The following is a 24,537-nucleotide window of genomic DNA, read 5'->3' on the forward strand; positions in this document are numbered from 1 at the left end:
TATATCGGGGACATGATGGCAACACATGGAGCATGGCCATCGCAGATGTCGCTGTCCAAGGTGATGGAGACGACACCGCCCGGTGATCCGCTCCTCCAAGAGTTTGGATTGATGGCGCTGGTGAGTTACACTTTCCACGTCTCGGCGAGGGCTGTATAGCCGTTATCGGCGCGATAGGTATCCAGACTTTTTCTCATGCTCGAGTGAGCAGTGATGAGCAAGCCTGCGATCACTCGACGAGCACACGTTCCGTTCAGTGGTCGCAGGCTTTTCCTGTGGCCCACACTTTACAAAAGGAGTCACACAATGGCTGTTACCCCAACTGTCATCAAGGTTGAAAAGCGCGAGGAGTTCGGCAAGGGCGCTGCCCGCCGCCTGCGTCGCGAGGGTCGTATCCCGGGCGTCCTCTACGAGTCCGGCATCGACAACGTTCACTTCTCCGTGGACCGCATCGAGATTTCCGCGATCATCCGTAACGAGGGCGTGAACGCCATTCTCGAGCTCGACCTCGACGGCGAGAAGCTGCTGTGCATGGTCAAGCACATCGACCAGAACGTCATCTCCATGGACATCGACCACGTCGACGTGCTTGGCATCAAGCGCGGCGAGAAGGTCAACGTTGAGGTCCCGGTCATCACCACCGGCGAGGCTCACCCGGACGCCGTCGTCCTGGTGGAGAACGACGTCATCGAGATCGAGATCGACGCCCTGAGCATCCCGGACGAGCTCGAGGTGTCCGTCGAGGGCAAGGAGATCGGCGACCAGATCACCGCTGGCGACGTCACCCTGCCGGCAGGCGCTACCCTGCTGTCCGACCCGGAGGACCTGCTGGTCAACGTCACCTACGAGCAGGTTGACGAGGAGCTCGAGGAAGCCGCTGCTGAGGCCGAGGAGGGCGGCGCCGAGGCTGGCGCTGAGTCCGCCGAGGACGAGTCTGAGTCTGGCGACTCTGAGGAGTAAACACGATATGCTGAGGGGCCGTGTCTACTTCTGATTCGCCCCTCCTCGTTGTGGGGCTGGGAAATCCCGGCCCCACCTACGCCGGCACGCGCCACAACGCGGGCGTCGCGCTTATCGACGAGCTCTGCTCCCGCGCCACACCGATGCCGGCCCAACTTGCCGTGCACAAACGCACGAACACCGAGGTCGCCGAGCTTGCCGCCGGCCGCCTCCTGCCCGACCGCCAGGTCATCCTGGCGCGCACCCGGGCCTTCATGAACGTCTCGGGCGGGCCGATCAAGGCGCTCGCGGACTACTTCCGCGTACCCCCGTCCAACCTTTACGTCGCCTACGACGAGCTGGATCTCGAGCTCGGCCAGGTCAAGCTCCGCACCGGCGGCGGGGACCACGGGCACAACGGGCTGAAGTCCGTCACCAAATCCCTGGGCGGCAAGCCCTACCACAAGCTGGCGCTCGGCATTGGTCGCCCGCCAGGCCGCATGGCCCCGGCGAACTACGTGCTCAAGCCGTTTTCTTCCAGGGAGCAGGTCGACCTCTCCATCGCCGCAGCCGATGCGGCAGATTTGTGGCGCCGTTCCGTATAAGTTTGTGGCATGCGCTTAGTCACCCTGAGAGTCCCCGGCCATGACCTGACCGTCGCCGCCCGCCTCGAGTCCGACACCACCGCGGTCACCTACCCCGGCTTCCCGGACGTCGGCGCGCTCCTCCAATCGGATTCCTGGCAGGAGGGCGAGCGCGTCTCGTTTTCCCACGACCAGCTTGCACCCGTGATCCCGAGCCCAAGCAAGATCATCTGCGTCGGGCTCAACTACGCCAAGCACATCGAGGAGATGGGGCACGAGCGCCCCGACGTCCCCACCCTCTTTATCAAGTTCCCCGAGGCCCTCATCGGCCCTAACGATGACGCGGAGATCCCCGATTTCAACGCGGATACGCTCGACTTCGAGGGCGAGCTCGCCGTCGTGATAGGAAAGTATGCCCGCCACGTGCGGGAAGCGGATGCGCACGCACACATCGCCGGCTACGCGGTGATCAATGACTACACCCAGCGACACATCCAGAAGCGCACCAAGCAGTGGCACCAAGGAAAATCATTAGAAAAGACCGCCGGGTTCGGCCCATGGTTGGACACCGAATGGCAGCCCGGCCCCACCCTGACCACCACCGTCAACGGCGAGGTGATGCAGCAGGCACCCACCGACGATCTCGTCTTCTCCCCCGCCAAGCTCATCGAGTTCATCTCCCACCTCTACCCGCTCAACCCGGGTGACGTGATCGCCACTGGCACTCCGGCGGGCGTGGGCCACGCGCGCGACCCCAAGCGCTACCTCGCCGACGGCGACACGGTCCGCGTGGAGATCGACGGCCTCGGCGCGATCGAGAACACCACCCGCATCCTGCGGCGACAGCACGCCATGCTCACCAGCGCGTTCCCGCCCTCCGAGTACCTCTACGAACCAGAGTCGGACGAGAGCGACATCGCGATGATGCTCTGCCACGGCTGGAGCGCCGCCGAAATCACCGCGCATTACGAGGACGAGGACAACGTCGACGCCCTTTCGCTTCTCGACGACATCCGCGCCGAATACGCCCGCTGCATCCCCTCCCCCTCCGAGGACGCCACCAAACTCGAGGCCTTCAGGGACGCGCTCGCCGACCGCGGTCTCTCCTTCTCCTTCGACGAGGGTTGGACCAAGGCCGAAGCCGCGGACGAGGGCGCGGATCGGGCCACACGCGAGGGCCGCCGCGGCTACGCCTACTGCACCACGCAGGACGTGGACGACCTCATCCACACCGGCAAGCTCTATTTCGGGTTTGCCTCGCTGGATGCGCCGAACACCGACGCCGACGACGCCGTCGGCCAGCAGGTCGTCGACGCGCTCAGGGATGTCGGCTTCGCGCCCGAGTGGGAAGGCACCCGCGCCGCGCGGATCATCTGCAGCGGCCTCATGTTCGAGCTGGCGCTGAGCGACTAACGGTCGCCCAGCAGGTAGCGCTCGATCTCCTTCGCCGGTGCCTCCATGAGCTCCCCGCGGTCCTTGCCTACCAGGCAGTAATCTTGATGTTTCGTCATCGGGCGCAGGTACGGGTAGATCGGCGGCATGTCGCGATAGCGCTTGGTCATCTCGTTTTCCAGGCCGCGCGCCCACCGGCCGGAAAACGCCTTACTCACCACGGTTCTCCGGTCGGTGCGCAGCAGCTCGCGGTTGCGCTGGCTGGTACCGGCTTCATCGGACAAAAGGAAGGCGGTGCCGCACGCAATGGTCGACGCGCCCAGATCCCGCAGCCGTGCCACGTCCTCCGGCCCCCGCACCCCGCCCGCGGCGATGAACGGCGCGCCGAAGTCCACCACCTCTTCGACGATGGTGTCCAGGTAGCGGGTGTCCGGGACCTCCAGCGGCGACCAGGTGCTGCGGTGCCCGCCCGCCTCTGGGCCCTGCACGATGACGCCGTCGGCGTTCCATGACTCGCCCATCGCTTCCCGCGCATCCTCGATGCGGGTCACGGTCACCCATGCCTCCGAACCGACGGAGTGCAACCGCTCCACGTGCTCCGGGTCCAGCGGCCCGAAGGTGCTGCTCACAATGGGTGGCGCGGCCTCCAGGACGAGCTCGAACTTTTCCTCAAAGCCCCCGGTGACATCCACGTTCGGAACGTCGGTGCCGAGTTCGGAGGCGATGAGTTCGACGTCGATAAGCGAAGGCTCGACCTGCGGCACGAAAAGGTTCACGCCAAACGGCGGTGTGCACTGGCCGAGCCACGTGCGAGCCTGCTCGACGGTGCAGGTGCCGAGCGCGAGAAAGCCGAAGCTGACCGCGTTGACCAGCGCTGGCGTGGTTGGGCCGCCCGCCATCGGTGCGGCGACGATGCGTGGTAGGTCCATGGTTATGCTTGTCCCCGTGTTCGATTTTCTGAAGCGACTGACATCTCAGCCACCGGCCAGACCCCACACCGAGTGGCTCGTGGTGGGGCTGGGAAACCCCGGCCCCGAATATGAGACCACGAAGCACAACGCCGGTTTCCTGGCCGTAGACCAGTGTGCCAAAGATTTGCGCCCCGCGCCGAAGTGTCGCGCACTCGTGCAGCACATTGACGACGTCACGTTTGCCAAGCCCACCACCTTCATGAACCTGTCGGGCGAGTCCGTCTCAGCGTTCGGCGTGCCGCCGGAGCGGATCGTCGTGATCCACGACGAGCTGGACCTCCCGGCGGGGAAAGTGCGCGTGAAGCTGGGCGGCAATGAGAATGGGCACAACGGGCTCAAGTCCATCACGGAGCACCTGGGCACCCGCGACTACGTGCGCGTCCGCGTCGGCATTGGCCGCCCGCCGAAGGGGACGCCCGTGCCGGAATGGGTGCTCGGGCCGCGCTCCGGGGACGAGGCGATCGAGACAGCTGCGGAAGCTGCGCGCCTCGTCTGCGCCCGCGGGCTCGCGGCGGCGCAGAACGAGATCCACGGGCGCTAGATTAGGACAGCGCCTGCTCGAGGTCGTTGAGCACGTTCTCCAGGGACTGGTTCTTCTGCTCGCGGGGCGCGAAGGCGCCGTCGGCGAAGTCCTCGAACAGGGAGAGCGCGACCTGGTTGCGGACGCCGAACATGGAGAAGTTGGCCACGATCTGGCGCCAGTGCTCCACCGCGCGCAGGCCGTTGTCGGCGCCGTAGGACACGAACGCGACGGGCTTCCCGGCCCACTCGGCGCCCAGCACGTCGAAGGCGTTCTTCATCGCGCCCGGTACGGAGTGGTTGTACTCCGGGGTGATGAAGATGAAGGCGTCGCAGGCGTCGACCGCCTTGGACCACGCGGTGGTGGCCTCGTCCTCGTACTGCTTGTTTGCGGCGCCCGGCACCATTTCTGCGTCGAGCAGCGGAACGTTGAACTCGGACAGGTCGAGCAGCTCGTACTCGAAGCCGTCGCGCTTCTCAGCTGCGTCCGAGACCCAGCGGGCAATGGCCTCGCCGACGCGTCCCTTGCGGATGGAGCCGAGGAAAATTCCGATCTTCATAGATACAATCCTTTTTGTTGATTCGTCTACAATTTCGACCCTTTACTCTACACCGCTCCCCGCAACATTGTCAGCCGAATCAGCGCTGCGAGAATTGCTCCAGGTCACGCGGGCTGCCCGCCGCCACGATGCGGTCCGACGGCGTGAGCTGGGTGCCGTCGGTAAGCGGTGCCCACCCCTCATCCCGCTTCACCGAGACGAGCTGAACATGTTGGCTCCTCCACACCTGAGCCAAGTCGAGCGGGCGCCCCGTCACGCACGCGGGCGCCGCCATCTTTGTCACGCCGTAGTTGGTGGAGATCTCAGCGAAGTCCTGGAAGTGCCCACCCAACAGGTGGGCCACGCGCCTGCCCGTGTCGCGCTCCGGGCGAATCACGTGGTTGGCCCCGATCTGGTGCAGGATGCGCGCGTGCGCCTCCGAGTCCGCCTTCGCCCAGATGTCTTGCACCCCCAGCTCGACGAGGTTGGACGTGGTCAGGATGGAGTCCTCCAAGTGGGAGCCGATGGAGACGACAACGCGCTCGACATCCTCGATCCCCAGTTGCCGCATCGCCTCCGGGTCCGTGGTGTCCGCGGCGAGCGCCTCGGTGAGGTACGGTGCCCGCTCGCGGACAATCTTCTCGCTGGAGTCCACGCCGAGCACCTCCACCCCGTTCGCCATGAGTTCGGTGGCCAAGGCGGTGCCGAATCTGCCGAGCCCGATGACTACGACGGGCGGAATGTCAATCGTCGCGCGGGAAAATAATTTAGCCAATGAACGGCCTTTCTTCGGGGTAGCTAAAGCGCCTATCGAGCGTCTTCGCCGACAGCGCCGCCACCAGGGTGGTCGGGCCTACGCGGCCCAGATACATGATGAAGCAGAGCACGATTTGCGACGCCGACGACAACCCCGCCGTGATGCCGGTGGAAAGCCCCGACGTTGCAAATGCGGAAATGACCTCGAAGGATACCTGGTCACCGGTGAACTGCGGGTCGAAGAACCGCAGGGCCGCCACGCCGACGGTGACCACCATGACGCCCGCGAAGCTCAGCGCGAGCGCCTGCCTGGTCACCGAGTGCGGCAGGCTCCGGTGCCCGATCGTTGTTTTCTCACGACCGGTGAACTCGGCCGCCATCGCTGCCAACAGCACGCACGCGGTGGTCACCTTGATGCCGCCCGCTGTGCCAGCCGAGCCTCCGCCGAGAAACATGAGGACGTCGGTGCCCATCAGCGTGATCGGGTGCGCCTGCCCATAATCAAAGGCGTTAAAGCCCGCAGTCCTCGGCGTCGCGCTGGCAAAGAAGGCATTGAGCAGCTTCACCGCCACCGGCATGGGCGCAAGCACGCCGGTCCATTCCGTCGCCGCGACGAACACGGTGCCGGCGACAAGCAGGAACGCCGTCGCAGCCAGCGTCATGCGGGCGGTAATAGAGATGCGGTGGACGGCGTTGGACCTCCGGCGCACCAGTCGCACCAGTTCCGCCCACACCGGGAACCCGAGGCCACCTCCGATCAGCGCGGCGGCTAGCGGCATGAGGATCCAGGCGTCGGATGCAAAGGACACGAGGTTGTCGCTGTGGGTGCTAAACCCGGCGTTGTTAAACGCGGAGACGGCGTGGAAGACGCCCTCCCAGGCGGCGCGGCGGAACGAGTACCCGTAGCCCACCATGAGCCGCGCGCCGACGATCACCGCAATGGTGGCCTCGGCGATCGCCGTGAACCCAACCGTGAAGAAGAGGGTCCGGCGGATGCCTCCGGCAGTGATGGGGCGCCCCTCGTAAGCGCCGGTCTTGCGCGCCTTCAAGCTGATGCGCCCGGTGAGCAACAGCCCGGACAGCGACGCCAGCGACATGATCCCCAGCCCGCCGAGCTGGATGAGCAGCAGGATAACGGCCTGCCCGGCGGGGCTCCAGAAGGTGCCGGTGTCCTCGACAACCAGGCCGGTCAGGGAGACCGCGGACGTCGCAGTAAAGAGCGCAGCCAGGAACGAGGCGTGTTCCGCCCCCGACTCTGCGAATGGGAGCATGAGCACCCCCGTGCCGCTCAGAATGAGCAGCAGGAACCCGATCGCGGTCAGCCGTGCTGGCCCGAGCGATCGCAAGAAAAGCAAGCCCTTCACGAAGATGAAGTATAGACCCAAGCAATTCCTCCGCACTACTCCTTGGCGGCTACACTCTGCGGCATGAGTTCTCTCACTTCCGAGGCCAAGCGCCGCCGCACCTTCGCCGTCATCGCCCACCCCGACGCCGGTAAGTCCACTCTTACTGAGGCGCTGGCGCTGCACGCACACATCATCTCGGAAGCGGGCGCCGTCCACGGCAAGGGCAACCGCAAGTCCACCGTGTCCGACTGGATGGATATGGAGAAAGACCGCGGCATTTCGGTCGCGTCCTCCGCGCTCCAGTTCGAGTACGCGCCGGAGGGGCACGAGGGCGAGCCCTACGTGATCAACCTGGTGGATACCCCGGGCCACGCCGACTTCTCCGAGGACACCTACCGCGTCCTCTCCGCCGTCGATGCGGCGGTCATGCTTATCGACGCAGCCAAGGGCCTCGAGCCGCAAACCCTCAAGCTCTTCCGCGTCTGCAAGGCCCGCGGCCTGCCAATCGTCACCGTGGTGAACAAGTGGGACCGTATCGGCCGCGAGCCCCTCGAGCTTGTCGACGAGATCGTGAACGAAATCGACCTGCAGCCCACTCCCCTCTACTGGCCGGTCGGGGAAGCCGGTGATTTCCGCGGCCTCGCCCACATCAGCGACGACGGCGAGGCCGACGAATACGTCCACTTCATCCGCACCGCCGGCGGTTCCACCATCGCGCCCGAGGAGCACTACGCCCCGGACGACGCCTCCGGCAAGGAGGGCCAAGTGTGGGACACCGCGGTGGAAGAGGTTGAGCTGCTCGCCGCGGACGGCGCCCTGCACAACCAGGAGCTGTTCGAGCAGTGCATTACCTCCCCGATCATCTTCGCCTCCGCGATGCTGAACTTCGGCGTCCACCAGATCCTGGACACCTTGTGCGCGATCGCGCCCGCCCCGCGCCCGAAGGAGGAGCGCGACCTCGACGGCGACTTCTCCGGCATCGTCTTCAAGGTGCAGGCGGGCATGGACCGAAACCACCGAGACACACTGGCGTTCATGCGCGTGGTCTCCGGCGAGTTCGACCGCGGTATGCAGGTCACACACGCCCAATCCGGCCGCACCTTCTCCACGAAGTACGCCCTGACCGTGTTCGGCCGCAACCGCGACACGGTGGAAACCGCCTACCCGGGCGACATCATCGGCCTTGTGAATGCGGGCTCACTGGCCCCGGGCGACACCATCTTCACCGGTAAGAACGTGCAGTACCCGCCGATGCCGCAGTTCGCGCCCGAACACTTCCGCACGCTCCGGGCGAAGTCGCTGGGCAAGTACAAGCAGTTCCGCAAGGCGCTCGACCAGCTGGACGCCGAGGGCGTCGTCCAGATTCTGCGCAACGACCTGCGCGGCGACGCCGCCCCGGTGATGGCGGCCGTGGGCCCCATGCAGTTCGAGGTCATGCAGGCGCGCATGGAGGTGGAGTACAACGTAGAGACCGTCACCGAGCCAGTTCCTTACTCCGTGGCGCGCCGCACCGATGCGGAGTCCGCCGACGAGTTGGGCCGCCAGCGTGGCGTGGAGATCTTTACGCGCACGGACGGCGAAATTATCGCCCTGTTCGGCGACAAATGGAAGCTGGCCTTCGTGGAGAAGGAGCACCCCGAGCTGACGATCGAGCCGCTTATCGCAGACTAGGCGCCGGAGCGGCGAGGAACTCGACCCACCGTTCCCACTCGCGCTCGAGCTGCGCCTGGCCGGCAGCGTAATTGCGCTGCAGCTTGCTGGGGCGGCGCTCGATCGACTCGGCCTGCATGTTGTCGGGGAAGAAGACCAGCGCATCGCCTGCCCTCTCGGCGGCGAGAATCTTCCGCTTGGCGGCATTGTAACGCCAGGCACGCACGTGCAGCGCGTTGCCGATCTCCGGGTAGCGGCGGAACATGCCCCGCACGGCCGCAGGCTGGACCAGCGGTTTCTTCCAATAATCGCGGGGGCGGGTGGCTAAGACGACGAAGCGTGTGAAGCCGGCCTGGCGCGCGGCGTCGATGAGCAGGCCCCCGGAGGTGCCGAGGGCGCCGTCGACGTAGGGTGCGGCGTCGATAAGCGTAATAGGCATGACTTTGGGCACTGTCGACGACGCGCGGGCCGCCCTGGCGACGAGCGACGGGTCGCGCAAGAAGTCGTCCCTCCCCCAACTGACGGTGTCACCGGTATCCGCGCGCATCGCCTCCACGTGCACCTGGGTGGAGGACGCGGCGAATGTGGCGAAGTCGAACGGGAGGAGTCGTTCCGCCTGCCCGTAGAGGAACTCGGAATTGAAGTACCCCTTGCCGCGCGCCAGTTTGAGCACACCGCCGAAGTGCGGGTGCGAGGCCAGCTCGGTAAACGCGGCGCGGGCGCGGCGCACGTCCGCCGACGCGTAGTTCAGCGCGTGTACGGCGCCGGCGGAGACGCCGCCGACCCAGCCGAATTTCACCTGCTCGATGAGGCGAACGATGGCGGGTGCGGTGTACGAGTTGCGCATCCCGCCGCCTTCAACAATCAGGGCCACGTCTTGCGCATCAATCATGCGCCAAAGTCTAGAGCCAGATCACCGATTGCGCTGGGCGAGGAAGTCGCGCATCGCGGGCCACTCGCGCGCCAGCTGCTCCTGGCCGGCTGCGTAGTTTGCCTGCAGCTTGTCCACGTTCAGCTCGGTCGACTCCACACCCATGTGCTCGGGGTAGAACACGTAGGCGTCACCCGCTGCTTCCAGGCGTTTCACTTCGGCGCGGGCCGCATTGTAAATGTCGGGGCGCGCGACCATTGCGTCGACAACGTTGGGGGTCTTGCGCAGGATGCGTCGTAAAGCGCGCTGCCGCTTCTCAGGAGGCTTGATGTAGTCGCGCGGACGGGTGAGCACGACGAGAAAGCGGGAGTAGCCGGCGTCCTTCGCCGCCTGGATGAGGATGCCGCCCGAGGTCCCCAGCGCGCCGTCGACGTAAGGCACGCCGTCGACCTCGCGCATCTTCATCACGAGCGGCAACGTCGACGAGGTGCGTGCTGCGATATTGATCTGCTCGATGGTGCGCATGTTCTCACGGTTGTATACCACGGTCTCGCCCGTATCAGCGCGGACAGCCTCGAGGTGCACCTCCTCCTCAGTGTGCAGGAACGTTTCTATGTCGAACGGCAGATGGTCCTCGTAGCCTTCGTAGATGAACTCGCCGTTGAGCAGACCCTTGCCGCGGACCATGGTGCGCCAGCCGCCGAACTCGGGGTTGCCCACGAAGTCGGTGAAGGACTTCTCTGACCGATACGCGTCGCGCGAGGCGAAGTTGAGCGCGTGGCTCGCACCAGCGGAAATGCCGCCAACCCAGCCGAACTGCACGTGCTCCGCGATGAGCTTTTCCACCACCGGGGCCGTGTACGAATTTCTGGTGCCTCCACCTTCGAAGATGACGGCGACGTCGCGGGCGTCGATTTCTGGCTCAACAGTCATGCGCTTCATCCTAAACGTTTTCGTAGCGACGCCCCAAGGTATTACCTTGCACACCGTAGGCAAGTTTGCATATTCTGTGCAGCATGTCGAATTTCTTGTACAAGCTAGGCAGCTGGTCATACCGAAAAGTGTGGCCCTTCCTGGCCTTTTGGATAGTTGTCCTCATCGGCGCCGGGGTGCTCGCCTCCAATTTTGCCAAGGCACCCAACCCCTCATTCTCCATGCCAGACATGGACTCCACCATCACGCAGGAGGAGATGAGCGAGCGCTTTGGCACTGACGCGGATCTCACCAGCGCACCCACCGGCACCGTTGTGATCCAGGCGGAGGGCGATCACACTCTCGCCGACCAAGACGTGATGGCAAAGGTGGACGAGATGCTCGGTGAGCTGAAGTCCTCCGACGCGCTCGCCGATACCGACGCCATCGTGAACCCCGTGCTCGCCGCGGGTGGCATGCAGCAGCAGCTGACCGAGGCGAAAACGGCGCAGGGCGTCCCACCGGAGCAGATTGAAAAGGACCTCGCACAGCTCGCCCCTGTCAGCCCCGACCAGAAGACCGGCACCGTGGACGTCACCTTTGACGCCGAGGCGGTCATGGATATCTCGTCGGAGCAGCGCAGCGAGATCACCGATGTGCTGGACAGGTATGGCGAGTCTGACCTGCTCAACGTGCAGTACAACGGCATGGCGTTCCAGTCGCAGGAGATGAACATGACCTCCGAGCTGATCGGCCTGGCCGTGGCAGCGGTCGTCCTGCTCATCACGTTCGGCTCCTTCGTCGCCGCCGGTATGCCGCTGCTCTCCGCCGTGATCGGCGTGGGCGTTGGCCTGCTCGGCGTCCAGCTGGCCACGCTGTTCACCGACACGATCTCGGACATGACGCCGATGCTGGCTTCCATGATCGGCCTGGCCGTGGGCATCGACTACGCGCTGTTCATCGTGGCGCGCTTCCGCAACGAGCTCATCAACGGTGCCGGCCTCAACGACCTCACGCCGAAGGAGCTGGCGCAGGCGCTGCGCACCATGGACAAGGGCACGCGCGCCCACGCCATGGGCATGGCCCTGGGCACAGCCGGCGGCTCCGTGGTGTTCGCGGGCTTCACCGTGCTCATCGCGCTCGCCGCGCTGTCCATCATCGGCATCCCGTTCCTGTCCACCATGGCGTACGCCGCCGCCGCGACGGTCGCACTCGCTGTGCTGGTGTCCACCACCTTCCTGCCCGCGATGCTTGGCCTTTTGGGCACCCGCGTCTTTGCGGGCCGCGTCCCGGGGCCGAAGGTGCCGGACCCGGAGGATGAGAAGCCGACGATGGGCCTGAAGTGGGCCCGCATCATCCGCAAGCGCCCGTGGGTCATGCTGCTGGCGTCCGTCGCCCTGCTGGGCATCCTGGCCATCCCCGCTGCGGGTCTCCGGTTGGCCATGCCAACCGACGGCACGGCGTCGCCAGGCACCCCGGCCCGAGAAGCGTACGAGATGACCTCGGACGCCTTCGGCCCCGGCCGCAACGCTCCGATGATTGCGTTCGTGGATGTGGCCAACGTCGCTGAACAAGACCGCCCCGCCGCGTTCCAGGACGCGCTGACCACCTTTAACGGGACCGAGGGCGTCGAGAACGCGCAGATCGTGCAGACCACCGACACTATGGACGCGGCTCAGATCATGATCACCCCAACCACCGGCGCAACCGATCCAGCGACCTCCGAGACGCTGGAGCGACTGCGCGACTACCAGTCCGAATTTGCGGACAGCACCGGCGGCGAGTTCGGCATCACCGGTGTCACCCCGATTTTCGACGACATCTCGCAGCGCCTCCAGGACGTGCTGCTCCCCTACATCGCTATCGTCATCGGGCTTGCGTTCATCGTGCTCATGCTGGTGTTCCGCTCCCTGTGGGTCCCGCTCATCGCCGCGCTCGGCTTCGCGCTCTCCATGGCCGCGACCTTCGGCATCACCGTGGCAATCTTCCAGGACGGCATGTTCGGCATCATTTCTGACCCGCAGCCACTACTGTCGTTCCTGCCCATCATGCTCATCGGCCTCACCTTCGGCCTGGCGATGGACTACCAGGTCTTCCTGGTCACACGCATGCGCGAGGGCTTCGTCTCGCGCGGCAAGACCGCCGGCAACGCCACCGCCAACGGCTTCAAACACGGCGCGCGCGTGGTCACCGCCGCCGCCCTGATCATGATTTCCGTGTTCGCTGCCTTCATGCTCATCGACGAGCCCTTCATCAAGGCCATGGGCTTCGCGCTCGCCGTGGGCGTGCTTATCGACGCCTTCGTGGTCCGCATGACCATCATCCCGGCCACCATGTACCTGCTGGATGATCGCGCGTGGAAGCTGCCCAACTGGCTGGACAAGGTGTTGCCCAACCTGGACATTGAGGGCGAGCACCTGCAACAAACGGTGGAACACCATGAACCTGCGCGAGTCTAAGAAACAGGCCACCCGCGAGGCGATCTCCGACGCGGCGGCGCACATCCTGCTGCACCAGGGGTCGGAGAAGCTCACCGTCGCCAGGGTCGCCGCCGCAGCGGAAGTGTCCCCGCGCACGTTCCACAACTACTTCGCGGACCTGGACGCCGCCCTGCTGGTCTTTGTGGAACGCACCTTTGCGGAGATCGGCGAGGATATTCGCCGCCTCCCGCCCGAGCTCGGGCTCACCGAGGCGTTCGAGCAGATCTGCGTCGACGCGCTCACCGGCGACGGGGTCAAGCTGCACTCGGCGTCGACCCTGCTGCTCACCTCGGACCGGCTTGAGCTGATTCGTGGCTCCGCCTGCCCGAACGACGAGCGCGAGCGCATCCTGACCCCGGTGGTCAGCGCACTACAGAAGCGCGCACCCCAGCTGGACCCCTTCGAAGTCCTCGTGCTACTCAGCGCCTACGGGTCCGCCGCGGGTGTGGCGTTCAAGCGGCACCTCCGCACGCCGAGTGACGACAGCCAGGCCCTCCTGCACAAGGCGTTCGCCGCCGTGCGCGAGAGCCGCTAGTTCCGCGCGTTTTTCACCTCGCGCGCTGTCCGCGCGATCCACCGCTCCAGCTGCAGGCGCCACCGGGCGCCCTCGCTGGAGCGTGGCCGGGCCTGGATGTGCCGCTCGGAGTCGTACCCCACCTGGAGCTCCTTCGCGCGCAGGACTTCGGCGTCGATCTTCACGCCTTCCAGCAGCACGATGTTCATCACCCACACGAGCGCCAGCACCGCGATCACGGTCCCGAACGCCCCGTACGCGGATCGCACGCCGAACGTGGCCATGTAGAGCCCGAACCCCCACCACAACCAGAAGCCGACGAACAGGGCTAACGACGACCCCACCGTCAGCAACCTGAACCGCCCCGGCCTCACATTTGGCGTGAAGTAGTACAACAGCGACAGTAAGATCATCGCCGTCAGCACGATCACGGGCGTGCGCAAATACACCCACACCGGCAGAAACTTCTCCGTGAGGTAGGTCAGCACATTCTCCACACCGAGCGGCCGCGCCACCGGCCCAAGCACGCTGTGCACGATGCCGTCCGTGAGCAGCGTCCCGAGCAGGATCGCCAGCCCGCCGACGACGAGCATCAGCGTGATCAGCCACATGGTCACCCACGTGACCACCACGTTTCGCCCCTCCGAGCGCCCGTAGACCAGATTGGCGTTGCGCGAAAAACTCCGCACGTACGCCGACGCAGACAGCAGCGAGATCAGCAGCGAGACGATCAACGCCACAGTGCTTTGCGACGGAGTGCCCACAATCGTTTCCATCAGATCCCTCGCCTCTCCGCGCAGGGCCTCCGGCACGTACACCTCAACGAGCCCGTCCAGGAGCTGATCGACCGTCCCCGGGTCGCGCCCGAGCAGCAAGGTCGCGATGGCGTACGCCGAGACAAGCATGGGCGCGAGGGACAGCACCGTGTAATAGGTCAGCGTGGCGCCTCGATCCACCATGGTGTCCGTGGAAAAGTCTGCAAACAGCCGCTTGAGCACGAGCGTCCAACCAGCCTTTCCCAGCCGGTTCCTGCGACCGAGGGGATTGGGCAACGTATCTTCCGACGGAGGGAACTCCGGTTCGCCGATGCCGTAGGGCAACACGAAGTCGACGCGTCGCGACGCAATCTCAGGGCCCTTTTCGGCATCTTCCATAGTGCCAGCGTAACGGTTTTCTGCTCGTTGACCTTGTCCTGACACGGTGAAAATCAGCGCGCTTCCAGAGCAGCATGTTGTGTTCGCACGGACATTCTTAGACTCTATGCTCGAATGGCAATTGTGCACCATATCGAAATCGTTTAGCACGCCTGTTCTATTTTAGGCATCGATCTTCGAACCCGTGTTTGGTGCCACGTTTATAGTGCAAGGCATGAACGCTCAACCAGCCCCACCTCGCCCCTACTTCCGAATAGACAGACCTCACGACAGCGCTGCGCAATTTGGCCGCAGCCTCCGTGAATCGGAGCACGCACTGTACTCGCGCTTTAGCGACGACGGCATGGACATCGAAGACTTCGACGTGGTCGTCGATAAGCTTGCTCAGGCCACAGGCTACTCCCGCACCGTCATCCGCTCCGCAGTGCTGTCGTATCACCGGCTGACGGATCTGCCGCGGCTGCGTGCGCTGCACAACGAGCAAAAGCTGCTCACGCTGGGCCACCTGACCGCGATCCGGCGGAAGCTGGAGGAGCTCGGTCCCGACGCCGACGCGGAGATCCTCGCCGGCATCGACGACTTCCTGGTCGAACAGTTCACGCCCACCCGGCAGAGCCAGCCGTTCCCCGACCCTGCGGCCGTCACGCGAAAGTTGCGGGCGCACATCCGGCGCATCGACCCGGCTCTGGGGTACAACCCGAAAAAGCGGAAGGAGCGCGAGGCCCGCCGGGACCACGGAGCCGAGTTCTTCCTCGAGGACTTCGGTGGGATAACAAAGGGCATGATGAACCTGACCACGGACACCGCGACGCTGGCGGCCGTGCGCGCGTTCGTGCAGCAATGCGGGTTGGAGCACAAGCTGTCTTCGCACGACACCGTGGTGAAACTGCTCACCGGCGAGATCACGCCGGCAGCGAAGGCGCGAATCCAGGTATACGCGCCGAAGGGGCGCGAGGCGGGGCAGCCAGTGTTCATCCCGGGCTTCGGCTGGACCGAGCCTGACGCCACGATCGCGTTCGACGAGATGTGCGCGCAGACCCCGCCCTCCATCGCCGACATGGACGGCGTTCGCGAAAACACTACACCCAGCTACGTGCCGACGGCAGACATGCGGGCGCTCGTAGAGGCTCGCGACGGCACGTGCATCTACCCCGGCTGCAACCGCCCCGCGGAGCAGTGCCAGTTGGACCACCGCATCCCGTTCGCTGAGGGAGGGGAAACACGCGTGGACAACCTGCACTGCCTCTGCCAGAAGCACCATAACCTCAAGACCGACCGCCGCGCCTTTTACGTCGTCGACCCCGCGACCGGGGATGCCATTTGGCTGTACGAGGACGGCACATTTGAGGTTTCGGAGCCTTCCGGACTGCTGACCGCTCAGTTGGGTGCTGAGGATCCGCGGTGGAGGGCGTCGATAAGCGAAGTGAAGCGCAGGCGCGAGCGGGCCGCGGAGTTTCATGCGCGCGGACACGCGATTATGGACCAATACGAGAAGGACCAGGACATCATCGAGTGTGAATTCGCGCTGGGCCAGCTCGAAGAACAGTTTGACATGCGCTTTCCGTTCCGCCCGGAACCGGAATGGTGGATGGGGCTCACACCACCGGTGGATGCACCATTTCCCGACTACGAATGGGAGGACAACCCGGACAACCTGCGCTTTGACGACGCCAACATTCCGCTCCCGGAGGCCGGTTAGACTCGCACCATGGCATTTCTTGAGCGAATCCGCGCACTGTTCGCGGGCGACCCGACCCTGCCGCTCGTGGAGTACCCGGAGGAATTTGAGCGATTCGAGGTCACGCACCTGCACGTTCACACCGCGAACTTGTCCCCCGACACCGACGAAAAGATGGTGATCATCACGACAACGCCCGCCGCGCTCCCAGCTCTTCAGGAGGCGGACGGTCCGGTGCAACTCGTCGCAGAAAACGAACGGTCCGTGACGTTTGTCCCGATGGACAAGCAAGCGGACCCGCTGCTCGACCCGAACCTCGGATGGCTCATTCCGATGACCGAAGCAACAAGTCGTGAAATTGCGACCATACAACAAGGCCCCGGCGCGCACGAGCTGAACTCGCTACACCTGGGCCTTGTGCTGGAGGGCGACTAGGCGGCTACACCAGCCCCATCCACTTCCAGTACGTCGCGGAAAGGAGCAAGATCAACAGGTACGCCACGATGGTCAGCGGGATGCCCGCCCGGAGGAACTGCTTCGTGGTGAACGCGCCCGTGCCGTAGGCCAGCATGTTCTGCGGGGCGGAGATGGGCAGCAAGAACCCGAAGCAGATGACAAACTGCTGGATGATGACGAAGCCGATGCCGCCATTCGGCACGTCGAGCGTCGCAGCGAGCGCGATGAACACCGGGATCAGGGCGGAGGCGAGCGACGTCGCGGACGCGAAGCCCAGGTGAATGATAATGTTGAACAGGGACACGATCGCGATCGTGGCAAGGATCGGCATCGAGGAAATGCCCAGCGTGCCAAACGTCTGCTCCGAAAGCCAGGTCGCCGCGCCCGTCTTCAGCAGGAACGATCCGAGCGAGATGCCCACCGCGAACACAATCAGCGTGCCCCAGTTGATGTGGTTCTGCGCGTACTTGAAGTCCATCACACCGATGCCCGGTAGGAGCATCACACCGATCGCCACGAGCGTGATCGTGGACGAGTTGATGGGGTGCAGCAACCCCTCGGTCGCCCAGAAGAGAAGCAGGACCACGGCGATCGCAGTCAGGCGCTTCTCCGCGCCAGTCATCGGCCCCATCTCCTCCAGCTGCTGCTGCACGAGTTCGCGCCCTCCCTCAATGCGATCCACCTCGGGTTTCATGACGGCGAGCATGATGAAGTACAGCGCAATTGACATCAGCACCGCCCACGGCGCGGCCCACAGGAACCACTTGCCCCAGGACACGGTCTGCCCCATCTGGTCCTCAATAAAACCGATGGCCACGAGGTTCTGCGCCGCAGCAGTCTTAATACCGACGTTCCAGATCGACACCGCCTGCACCGCAGTAATCACCAGCAACGCCGACAGTTTCGAATCCACCGTCAAGCCGAACGCGGCCACCATGCCCAGGAGGATCGGCACCACGGCGCCCGCGCGAGCGGTTGCGGACGGCACGAAGAACGCGAGGATGATAGAAATCACGATCGCGCCGGCGACAATGTGCGACGTCTTCTCGCCCGCAACTTTGAGCACGTTGAGCGCGATGCGCCGGTGCAGCCCCGTCGCCTGCATCGCCGTGGCCAGCGCCAACGCGGCCGCGACCAGCGCCACCGCGCCCGACGAGAAGCCGCCGAGCGCAATGCTCAGCGCCGGGCCCGTACCGAAAATCTCGCCCGGATTTTCCGGATCGGGCGACAGCCCCACGAGCATGGCAATGAGTCCGATGATCAGCACCGAGCTGACCGGGTAGCTCACCGCCTCGGTCACCCACATGATCACGGCAAATGCGAGCATTCCGAGCGCGATCTGCCCCTGCCACTCGATGCTGTCAATGGGAATCAGCAGCACCACGATGAGCGCGATAAACGCAAGGAAAAACGAAATGAGCTTTCCCTTGCTTATCGACGCCCCCTCGCCACCCCCTCCCTGCGTCACTGTTCCCGAATCCGCGTTTTGGTGCGGTTTTGCTGGTTGTGTTGCAGCCGATGTCACGAGGACCTCCCTACCGAAAGTGGTGTTATCACCGATTCTAGCCAGGTAAATTGGGCGCAACAAAAGTATACAAACGGTCAGAATCGGGCCCTACCAGGCACTAAAACGGAAGCAATCCCGCAGACCAGGCGCCTCCCGCGATGAGCGCGATCACACCGCCGAGCGCCGCGAATACCGCGATCACGATGTCGGTGGTGCTCGACCCCCGTGCGGGATCCGAAGTGTCCGACGGCGTCTCCGTCGGCCCTATCGGCGCGCCCAGCTTTGCCTCCGCGAGCTCGCGCATCGCCTGTGAGGCGTCCGGGTCCGCGAGCACCTCCTCGCGCACTTGCTTCGCCTCGTCCGCGGAGTAGTCCAGGAGCGACAGGTCGTAGTGCTCGGCGAACACCTCCTCGCCGTCCTTGTTGCGAACCGCCACGTCGAGCGGCATCGTTGCGCCCTTGAGGTGCTGCACCCCGGTGATCGGGATGTCGAAGGTCACCGACGGCGTCTCCGCCAGCTGGCCGGGCACGCGGATCGTGTCCGAGTAGTGCCCGCCGGGGTACGAGACGTCGACGGTGAAATCGTCCAGGTCCAGCCCCAGGTTCCGGAGCTGGGCAGTGACGCTGTTGTCGTTCCGGGAGGTGATGATGGAGTTGGTGGAGGCGTCGACAAGCCTGAAGCCCGCCTGGCCCGCGTTGTGCTCGGCGGCCGCGATCTCCAGGTCCCGCACGAGCATGTGGTCGTGGGTGACCACGGATTCGTCCGCGCCGACGGTGGCGTTGACCTTGCCGATGAACTTGCCGCCCAGGTCAAGGTGCTCCCAGTCCGGGGCTACCTCGTAGGCCCCGGTGTAGCAGGTGTAGTCGCCGCAGTGGGGGTCGTCGCCATTGCCCTTGGCCACCGTGTCGCTGTAGTCAAAACGGGCGAACTGGTAGAGGTAGTTCATCACGGACTCGTAATGGCGCAGCAGGTCAGTTGTCTCCACACGCGTGTCCGACAGTGCGGACCCGGTGTGAGTCAGGCCCAGGTTGTGGCCGAACTCGTGCAAAATCGTGTTGCGCACCTGGTCTTGGCCCGTAAGCCCCTCGTGCTTCGCCACGTAGAATACCGAATCGCTCACCAGCCCCATGCCGGTGGTGTAATCGTCCTTGGCCAGCTGGTCGCCGATGATGCCGACGCGGAAGACGGACTCGCGCGGACCGAGGAGCCGGTCGCGGTCAGCGGCCAAGCGGGAGTGATGGTCGGCGTCCTTGAAGTAGTACGGCTCGAAGTCCTCGGTCGCGCCGCCGTGGCTCTCCTCATAGTTGGGGATGTTGTTGAAGAGGCTGCCGGCATCAATGTGCAGGTTAATCCCCTGCTGATCGAAGAGGTCGACGAGCTCCAGGAGAGAGCTTCTCGACGGCCTGTACACGTTCGCATTCGCCGCATTGCACGCCGCGAACTCGCCGAATTGCTCCGCGCTCGCGCCGAAGCGCTGCTCACGGTCGCACCCCAACGTCTCCCATTCGGACTTCGCCCAGTTGAGCTGCAGGTACAGGTCTGGCCGGTGCGGGTCCGCGCCCCACGCCTGCAATGGGAACTGCTCCCCGCTCGCGGTGGTGAAGCCCTGGCGCTCCCACGCGTCCGGAAGACCGTCGCGGTCCGAATCCACCGCGGATCCCTGCGTGGCGATGTCCATGGTCATGCTGGCATGCAGCTTGCCCCCTGCGGGAACCGCCCGCTCCCAGCGTCCGCGCTGAAACGAAGCGCCATCCGCGCCCACGCGACCGACCTTGCCCTCGGCTGTGGTCGCATCCTTGTCAGCCGCGACGCCAGACGACGTGGGGTCCTTGTAACGCAACGTCGTCTCGTAGCCGCCGTCCTGCGGGGCGATCATAAACGCGCCGTCCCGGAAGCTCGCCCGGTCCTTGCCGTAGGCGGTGATGCGCGAGTTCATGTCCACGCTGAGTTCGCGATCCTCGTTGCGCAGGTTGGTCAGGGTGACGTCGACAGCCATGGACTTCTTGCCCACCGTGAATGTGCGTTCCACCTTCACGCCCTGCGACGCATCTTCGTGCGTCAGCGTGACCACATCTGCGCCGCCTTTGGCCGATGTGTGCACCCTCGTCGCGCTCGGCAGATAACGGACGCTGCCGCCGTCGGCACGCAGCGCGACGTCGAAGCTGCCGGCCATAATCCCCGCAACGGAATACGGGTGCTCGAACGTAAACGTCGTAGTGCGACCCTTCGAGATGTCCATTACAGCGAACCCCTCGTCGTCGGCGCTGGGCGTCATGTGGACGCCAAAGGGCATGTCCTCCACGCCCGCAATCGCCGGGCTCGTAGTCCCCATCGCGATCATCGCCGCGGCAATCGCGGCGGCCCCCGCTCCCCTCAAGTTCACCGGGCACCCCCGGAGAAGGTGGTCCACGCCCAGTTGCCCACAGCTCCGGCGACAGCCATCGCGACCATCACCACCGGGATCCACCACGCCTTGCTGAAGTCTGCGCTTTGGTCCGGCGCGTCCGCAGTCAGGGTGACGGTCGTCTCCTTCCCGTCGACGCGCAGCTTGACCGGGTACACCGCACCGCGCATCGCGTCCGACGGCACCGACGCCTTCACCGCTCCGTGTTTGTCCACGGCGACGTCGGCGCCGCCACTATCGACGATCACCACATCTGCTCCCCCGCCAGCAAGGATTTCCTCCTCCTGCCCCGGTCGCAGCATGTGCTGTTGGGGCACTGATTTCGGTGCCACCCGGAGGCGCACCGGGGCCGTCGACTGCGAGCCGTCCGAGTAGCTCACGCGCACGTTGACGTCTGCATCCTTGGCCGTGTCTGACGGAGCGGCGGAGACGGCGCCCGTCGCTGGATCGACGGAGATGGCCCACCCCTTCAGCTCCGGGTTGTCCGCACGGCGCCACACAAACTGAGCGTCCGCGGGAACGCCGGCGTCACCGGTCTGCTCCACCGTCACCCGCTCCCCTGGTGCCGCGGCGAGCGTCTCCCAGCCGGGGTGGAACTGCTCCGCGCTTGGCAGGTCGTTGACCTGGAAGACGGCCGTGGCCTCGGCGGTGGCGCCACTGGGCAGGCCGACTTCCAGCGGCACCGTGACCGAGTCGCCCGCCTTCGCGCCCGACGCCGCAGTGTCTAGCGTGACCTGGCCAGTGTTGACGTCCACCCACGCGCCCTCCGAGACGGTGTGAAACGTCATTCCCCCCGGGACCGGCTGGCTGGAAAACTCGCGCCCCTGGTGCCAGATGGTCACCGTCGGTGCCGCGCTCCGCACCTTGCTCCCTACCCGTACCTGCGTCACCGGGTACGTCACGTCTTTCGGGTCCTGCGGTCCGGTCACGCGCACCGGAATGGTCTCGACCTGCCCTGCCGACGTGCGCACAATGAGGTCGTGCACCCCCGGTTGCTCGTTCGCCGGGGGCATGGCCTCGACCGTGCCGTCGGTGAACACCTCTGCCCACTCCGGGCCGTCAATGCGCTCCACGGTGACCCCGCTCTCGTTGCCCGTCACCGTCGGCACCACGGTCGCGCGGCTCCCCGCGGAAACGTTGATTGCATTCCACACGTAGTCGACTGTGCGGCTCGGCCCCGGGATCATCAGGCTCGATTCCAGGTCTGCAGTGAGCTCGATCTCCGACTGCGTGTACTCCTCGCCGTCCCACGTCACACGGTAGGCGTACGTGCCGACCGGGACTTCTAATGATACTCTGCCCGCGTAATCGGTCGTGGCCTGGAACGACCCGCCGCTGCCAGTGAGCTCGACGTCAACGTGTTCAAGCGGCCCGGCCGGGGTTGCAACCGTCAGAGTGTAGCGGGCGGTGTCGGCCGCGAGCGCCGCCGGGGCGACCAAGGCGGTGGTGACCGCCGCGCACGCCACGATGGGAGTCGTTGTCCAGTTCATTGTTCTGCCTTGCGCTGTTGAGCTTTGCTGAAGAGTTTAAATGAGGCCGCTCGCCCACGCCGCCGCTGCGCCACCGGCAATGGCCAGCAGGAGAAGCAGCGGCACGACGATGGCCGCCGAGCTGCTGCCGCTTTCCGGCTTGGGCGTTGCCTTGGAGGCTGGCGCTGCCTTCGTGGTCGGTGTTGCTTTGGTGGTCGGCGTGGTCTCGTTGTGCACCTTCGCGACCGCCGGGGTCGACTTCACGGCCCCGCCCATCGGCGTCGAGTCGGTGTTTGGGCCCTCAGCTACCGGGACGGCGAAGCGGTCCTCGAAGGTGGTGTCGCCAAGCTCATCGGTCGCGCGGACGTCGAGAGACAATGCCCCCGGCTCCGTGGGTGTGACGGGCACGGTGATGGTCGTCGTGTTCTTGCCGGAGCGAACGCCGCCGAGCACAACACGCTGGGTGGTGCCGCCGACGGCGACCTCGTAGCGGTGCAGGTCCAGGCCTGGGTTCGTGAGCTTGAGCGTCACCTCGCCGCGCTTGCCACTGGTCAGGTCGCCCTCGTCGGTGACCTCGACCTCGACGCGGTCACCGCTCGCGTCGGCGCGCTCCATCTCCTTGTCCAGCTTTTTGAGCGCCGCCGTGTCGACCTTGCGCGCGTCAACGCCCGCGGTACCGACGTGGCCGCCGAGGCGCAGGGAGTTAATGAGCAAGTTGTCCCAGTCCGCGGGGACGCGGTAGTCGCCGCGGTAGCAGTTCACGCCCGAGCGGTTGCACTCCTCCGGGAGCGGGCCGCCGGACACGGCCTCCACGTCCGAGTAGTCGAAGTAGGAGAACTGGTACAGGTAGTTCATCACGGACTTGTAGTTGGGCAGGTAGTCAGATTTTGGCACCTTGCCCTCAAACTTCAACGAGCCGTTGTGGTTGAGGCCCAGGTTGTGGCCCAGCTCGTGCATGATCGTGTTGCGCAGCTGGCTGTCTTCGGTCATGCGCTCGTGCTTGGCCACGTAAAAACCGTTGTCGCCCACGAGGGAGGTGCCAACCGAGTAGTTGCTCGGGTTCATCTGGTCACCGATCACGCCGGCGTGGAAGACGGAGGCACGCTGGCCCAGCAGGCGATTGACGTTGTCCACCATGCGCAGGCCGGGGATGGAGTTACTAAAGTAGTACCGCTCGTATCCCTCGGTCTGTCCACCGTGGCGGGTGTCGTAGTTCGGGATGTTGGAGTAGGTCTCGCCAGCGTCGATGTGCAGGGAAACGCCGTGCTCATCAAACTTGTCCGCCAGCTCATCCAGGATGTGGCGGGGCGGGCGGTAGGTCCGGGTGTTCGCGGTGTCGCACTGCTCGGCGTCCGGCGTGTTCAGGCAGCCGAGCTTTTCGTACTCGGATTCCATCCAGTTCAGCTGCAGGAAGACATCGGGACGGTGCGGGTCTGCGCCCCATTCGTTGAGGGGGAGCTGGGTGCCGTCGTCAAGCGTGACGCCCTGTTCCTCCCATTGGTCGGGCAGGCCGTCCCGATCGCTGTCCACGGCGGAGTCCTGCGTGTCAAAGGTGATCGTTGCCTTTGCCGTGAGCTGGTCGCCGGGGTCGACCGAGCGGAACCAGCGGCCACGCTGGAACTGTGCGCCATCGGGGTCGACGTAGCCGACCTCGTCGGTCGCGGTGGTCGCATTGAAGCTGTTTGCCACACCGGAGAAACCGGGGTCTGCGAACTCCACCAACGTGTCGTAGCCGCCGTAATCCGGGCCGACGGTGAAGCGTTCGCCGTCGAAACTGCCGGTGAGCGTGCGGTTGGTGTTGATGGAATTGGTCAGGTCCAGCTGGAAGTAGGCGTCCTCGGGGCCCTGATTCGTGGCGGTGACCTCGACCGTCATCTCGGTGTCGGTGGTGCGCACGACCCGCTCGATTTGCACTCCCCTCGCGGAGTCTGCGTACTGAGCAGTTGTCACCCGCGCTCCCCGCTCATCCTTCGTGGTGACCGGCGCGTTGTCCGGCGCCATGATGCGGGCACCGTTGACAAGAATGTCGGTGTACAGCGTGTTCGACTGGGTACCCGCAACTGAATCCTCGTCGTGGTGGGAGAACTGCGTCAGGCGGGAAGCGTCCACTGTTGCCTCGATGGCACCGGCGACCGCGGGCTGCCCGCCCACGACGAGCGCTGCACCGAGCGCGACTGCGATGCAGCGTGATGCCAGGTTCCTCATGCGGCTGCTCCTCAACGTTCTTACCCTGACCATGTATGCGCCGATGCATGAAAACTATTCACGGTCGATACATGAGCCAATGCTTATCAGTTCAGTTCTGGTGTCAACTGCTTAAGCTACCCCAAAACCGCAGATTAACAACTCCCTTTGCTCCAAAACCGCGACCAATCGCCAATTCGTAGACACCGGTA

Annotated in this window: 20 protein-coding genes and 1 pseudogene; 10 read left to right on the forward strand and 11 right to left on the reverse strand. The window is 65.0% G+C overall.

Translation table 11 applies throughout. The features are described from left to right. The first annotated feature begins 306 nt into the window (after nucleotides 1-306). The 4 genes and pseudogenes from FPH17_RS04315 (at nucleotide 307) to FPH17_RS12200 (ending at nucleotide 2,936) form a co-directional block, all read left to right on the forward strand. Nucleotides 307-960: a 50S ribosomal protein L25/general stress protein Ctc gene (locus FPH17_RS04315; RefSeq protein WP_154878794.1), complete on the forward strand. Its 654-nt coding sequence runs from the start codon at nucleotides 307-309 to the stop codon at nucleotides 958-960. A 20-nt stretch (nucleotides 961-980) separates the two neighbouring features. Beyond that, the gene (gene pth / locus FPH17_RS04320) at nucleotides 981-1,544 is read left to right on the forward strand and encodes an aminoacyl-tRNA hydrolase (RefSeq protein ID WP_154878795.1); all 564 of its coding nucleotides are present in this window, start codon (nucleotides 981-983) and stop codon (nucleotides 1,542-1,544) included. A gap of 9 nt (nucleotides 1,545-1,553) precedes the next feature. Then, nucleotides 1,554-2,351 (forward strand): annotated as a pseudogene (locus FPH17_RS12095) (fumarylacetoacetate hydrolase family protein); the annotation flags it as partial. A gap of 96 nt (nucleotides 2,352-2,447) precedes the next feature. Then, nucleotides 2,448-2,936: a DUF6891 domain-containing protein gene (locus tag FPH17_RS12200; protein WP_425277693.1), complete on the forward strand. Its 489-nt coding sequence runs from the start codon at nucleotides 2,448-2,450 to the stop codon at nucleotides 2,934-2,936. On the opposite strand, the gene FPH17_RS04330 is transcribed toward FPH17_RS12200, so the two are convergent. Then, nucleotides 2,933-3,844, reverse strand: a complete 912-nt coding sequence (locus tag FPH17_RS04330; protein WP_154878796.1) for a nitronate monooxygenase — start codon at nucleotides 3,842-3,844, stop codon at nucleotides 2,933-2,935. The genes FPH17_RS12200 and FPH17_RS04330 overlap by 4 nt on opposite strands. Nucleotides 3,845-3,848: 4 nt before the next feature. On the opposite strand from FPH17_RS04330, the gene pth (FPH17_RS04335) reads away from it, so the two are divergent. Then, nucleotides 3,849-4,427, forward strand: a complete 579-nt coding sequence (gene pth / locus FPH17_RS04335; RefSeq protein ID WP_154878797.1) for an aminoacyl-tRNA hydrolase — start codon at nucleotides 3,849-3,851, stop codon at nucleotides 4,425-4,427. 1 nt (nucleotide 4,428) lies between these two features. Here pth (FPH17_RS04335) and FPH17_RS04340 read toward each other — a convergent pair whose 3' ends face one another. The 3 genes from FPH17_RS04340 to FPH17_RS04350 form a co-directional block, all read right to left on the reverse strand. Further along, nucleotides 4,429-4,965, reverse strand: coding sequence for an NADPH-dependent FMN reductase (locus tag FPH17_RS04340; protein WP_154878798.1), 537 nt, complete (start codon nucleotides 4,963-4,965; stop codon nucleotides 4,429-4,431). A gap of 79 nt (nucleotides 4,966-5,044) precedes the next feature. Beyond that, entirely contained in the window at nucleotides 5,045-5,719 is a 675-nt protein-coding gene (locus FPH17_RS04345) for a potassium channel family protein (RefSeq protein ID WP_154878799.1), read from the reverse strand. Beyond that, entirely contained in the window at nucleotides 5,712-7,064 is a 1,353-nt protein-coding gene (locus tag FPH17_RS04350) for a TrkH family potassium uptake protein (RefSeq protein ID WP_154878800.1), read from the reverse strand. Before FPH17_RS04350 ends, FPH17_RS04345 begins: the two co-directional genes overlap by 8 nt. 63 nt (nucleotides 7,065-7,127) lie before the next feature. Between FPH17_RS04350 and FPH17_RS04355 the strand changes: the two genes are divergently transcribed. After that, nucleotides 7,128-8,717, forward strand: a complete 1,590-nt coding sequence (locus FPH17_RS04355) for a peptide chain release factor 3 (protein ID WP_154878801.1) — start codon at nucleotides 7,128-7,130, stop codon at nucleotides 8,715-8,717. On the opposite strand, the gene FPH17_RS04360 is transcribed toward FPH17_RS04355, so the two are convergent. Together FPH17_RS04360 and FPH17_RS04365 are read right to left on the reverse strand one after the other, a co-directional pair. Beyond that, complete coding sequence (locus tag FPH17_RS04360; RefSeq protein ID WP_154878802.1) at nucleotides 8,704-9,588, reverse strand: patatin-like phospholipase family protein; 885 nt, start codon at nucleotides 9,586-9,588, stop codon at nucleotides 8,704-8,706. The two genes, FPH17_RS04355 and FPH17_RS04360, sit on opposite strands and share 14 nt — an antisense overlap. A 21-nt stretch (nucleotides 9,589-9,609) precedes the next feature. Continuing rightward, a complete protein-coding gene (locus tag FPH17_RS04365; protein WP_154878803.1) occupies nucleotides 9,610-10,500 on the reverse strand; it encodes a patatin-like phospholipase family protein in 891 nt (296 codons plus the stop codon). An 83-nt stretch (nucleotides 10,501-10,583) separates the two neighbouring features. On the opposite strand from FPH17_RS04365, the gene FPH17_RS04370 reads away from it, so the two are divergent. Both FPH17_RS04370 and FPH17_RS04375 read left to right on the forward strand, forming a co-directional pair. Next, nucleotides 10,584-12,938, forward strand: coding sequence for an MMPL family transporter (locus FPH17_RS04370; RefSeq protein WP_154878804.1), 2,355 nt, complete (start codon nucleotides 10,584-10,586; stop codon nucleotides 12,936-12,938). Then, nucleotides 12,919-13,494 (forward strand): TetR/AcrR family transcriptional regulator, encoded by a 576-nt coding sequence (locus FPH17_RS04375; RefSeq protein ID WP_167496772.1) that lies wholly within the window; start codon nucleotides 12,919-12,921, stop codon nucleotides 13,492-13,494. Before FPH17_RS04370 ends, FPH17_RS04375 begins: the two co-directional genes overlap by 20 nt. Here FPH17_RS04375 and FPH17_RS04380 read toward each other — a convergent pair. Further along, nucleotides 13,491-14,627 carry a YihY/virulence factor BrkB family protein gene (locus FPH17_RS04380; RefSeq protein WP_154878806.1) on the reverse strand — a complete coding sequence of 379 codons (1,137 nt, stop codon included), beginning with the start codon at nucleotides 14,625-14,627 and terminating at the stop codon, nucleotides 13,491-13,493. The genes FPH17_RS04375 and FPH17_RS04380 overlap by 4 nt on opposite strands. Before the next feature lie 214 nt (nucleotides 14,628-14,841). Between FPH17_RS04380 and FPH17_RS04385 the strand changes: the two genes are divergently transcribed. Beyond that, on the forward strand, nucleotides 14,842-16,326 hold the full coding sequence (locus FPH17_RS04385; RefSeq protein ID WP_154878807.1) for an HNH endonuclease signature motif containing protein: 1,485 nt from the start codon (nucleotides 14,842-14,844) through the stop codon (nucleotides 16,324-16,326). Nucleotides 16,327-16,335: 9 nt separating this feature from the next. Then, on the forward strand, nucleotides 16,336-16,740 hold the full coding sequence (locus FPH17_RS04390) for a hypothetical protein (protein ID WP_154878808.1): 405 nt from the start codon (nucleotides 16,336-16,338) through the stop codon (nucleotides 16,738-16,740). A gap of 4 nt (nucleotides 16,741-16,744) precedes the next feature. On the opposite strand, the gene FPH17_RS04395 is transcribed toward FPH17_RS04390, so the two are convergent. The 4 genes from FPH17_RS04395 to FPH17_RS04410 form a co-directional block, all read right to left on the reverse strand. After that, a complete protein-coding gene (locus FPH17_RS04395) occupies nucleotides 16,745-18,229 on the reverse strand; it encodes an SLC13 family permease (protein ID WP_154878809.1) in 1,485 nt (494 codons plus the stop codon). Between the two features lie 157 nt (nucleotides 18,230-18,386). Further along, nucleotides 18,387-20,651, reverse strand: a complete 2,265-nt coding sequence (locus tag FPH17_RS04400; RefSeq protein WP_154878810.1) for a zinc metalloprotease — start codon at nucleotides 20,649-20,651, stop codon at nucleotides 18,387-18,389. Next, nucleotides 20,648-22,162 (reverse strand): YPDG domain-containing protein, encoded by a 1,515-nt coding sequence (locus FPH17_RS04405; RefSeq protein WP_154878811.1) that lies wholly within the window; start codon nucleotides 22,160-22,162, stop codon nucleotides 20,648-20,650. Before FPH17_RS04405 ends, FPH17_RS04400 begins: the two co-directional genes overlap by 4 nt. Before the next feature lie 36 nt (nucleotides 22,163-22,198). Then, a complete protein-coding gene (locus tag FPH17_RS04410; protein ID WP_154878812.1) occupies nucleotides 22,199-24,346 on the reverse strand; it encodes a hypothetical protein in 2,148 nt (715 codons plus the stop codon). Nucleotides 24,347-24,537: the final 191 nt, after the last annotated feature.

The organism is Corynebacterium gottingense (assembly GCF_007559235.1).
In the GTDB taxonomy this organism is placed as follows: Bacteria; Actinomycetota; Actinomycetes; order Mycobacteriales; family Mycobacteriaceae; genus Corynebacterium; species Corynebacterium gottingense.

Bases quoted from the DNA above. Each gene is read 5' to 3' on its own strand.
- pth (WP_154878797.1), top strand. From the start codon at position 3,849: ATGCTTGTCCCCGTGTTCGATTTTCTGAAGCGACTGACATCTCAGCCA.
- FPH17_RS04405 (WP_154878811.1), bottom strand. From the start codon at position 22,162: ATGAACTGGACAACGACTCCCATCGTGGCGTGCGCGGCGGTCACCACC.
- FPH17_RS04340 (WP_154878798.1), bottom strand. From the start codon at position 4,965: ATGAAGATCGGAATTTTCCTCGGCTCCATCCGCAAGGGACGCGTCGGC.
- FPH17_RS04365 (WP_154878803.1), bottom strand. From the start codon at position 10,500: ATGACTGTTGAGCCAGAAATCGACGCCCGCGACGTCGCCGTCATCTTC.
- FPH17_RS04360 (WP_154878802.1), bottom strand. From the start codon at position 9,588: ATGATTGATGCGCAAGACGTGGCCCTGATTGTTGAAGGCGGCGGGATG.
- FPH17_RS04385 (WP_154878807.1), top strand. From the start codon at position 14,842: ATGAACGCTCAACCAGCCCCACCTCGCCCCTACTTCCGAATAGACAGA.
- FPH17_RS04355 (WP_154878801.1), top strand. From the start codon at position 7,128: ATGAGTTCTCTCACTTCCGAGGCCAAGCGCCGCCGCACCTTCGCCGTC.
- FPH17_RS04315 (WP_154878794.1), top strand. From the start codon at position 307: ATGGCTGTTACCCCAACTGTCATCAAGGTTGAAAAGCGCGAGGAGTTC.
- FPH17_RS04370 (WP_154878804.1), top strand. From the start codon at position 10,584: ATGTCGAATTTCTTGTACAAGCTAGGCAGCTGGTCATACCGAAAAGTG.
- FPH17_RS04410 (WP_154878812.1), bottom strand. From the start codon at position 24,346: ATGAGGAACCTGGCATCACGCTGCATCGCAGTCGCGCTCGGTGCAGCG.
- FPH17_RS12200 (WP_425277693.1), top strand. From the start codon at position 2,448: ATGCTCTGCCACGGCTGGAGCGCCGCCGAAATCACCGCGCATTACGAG.
- FPH17_RS04390 (WP_154878808.1), top strand. From the start codon at position 16,336: ATGGCATTTCTTGAGCGAATCCGCGCACTGTTCGCGGGCGACCCGACC.
- FPH17_RS04330 (WP_154878796.1), bottom strand. From the start codon at position 3,844: ATGGACCTACCACGCATCGTCGCCGCACCGATGGCGGGCGGCCCAACC.
- FPH17_RS04375 (WP_167496772.1), top strand. From the start codon at position 12,919: ATGAACCTGCGCGAGTCTAAGAAACAGGCCACCCGCGAGGCGATCTCC.
- FPH17_RS04380 (WP_154878806.1), bottom strand. From the start codon at position 14,627: ATGGAAGATGCCGAAAAGGGCCCTGAGATTGCGTCGCGACGCGTCGAC.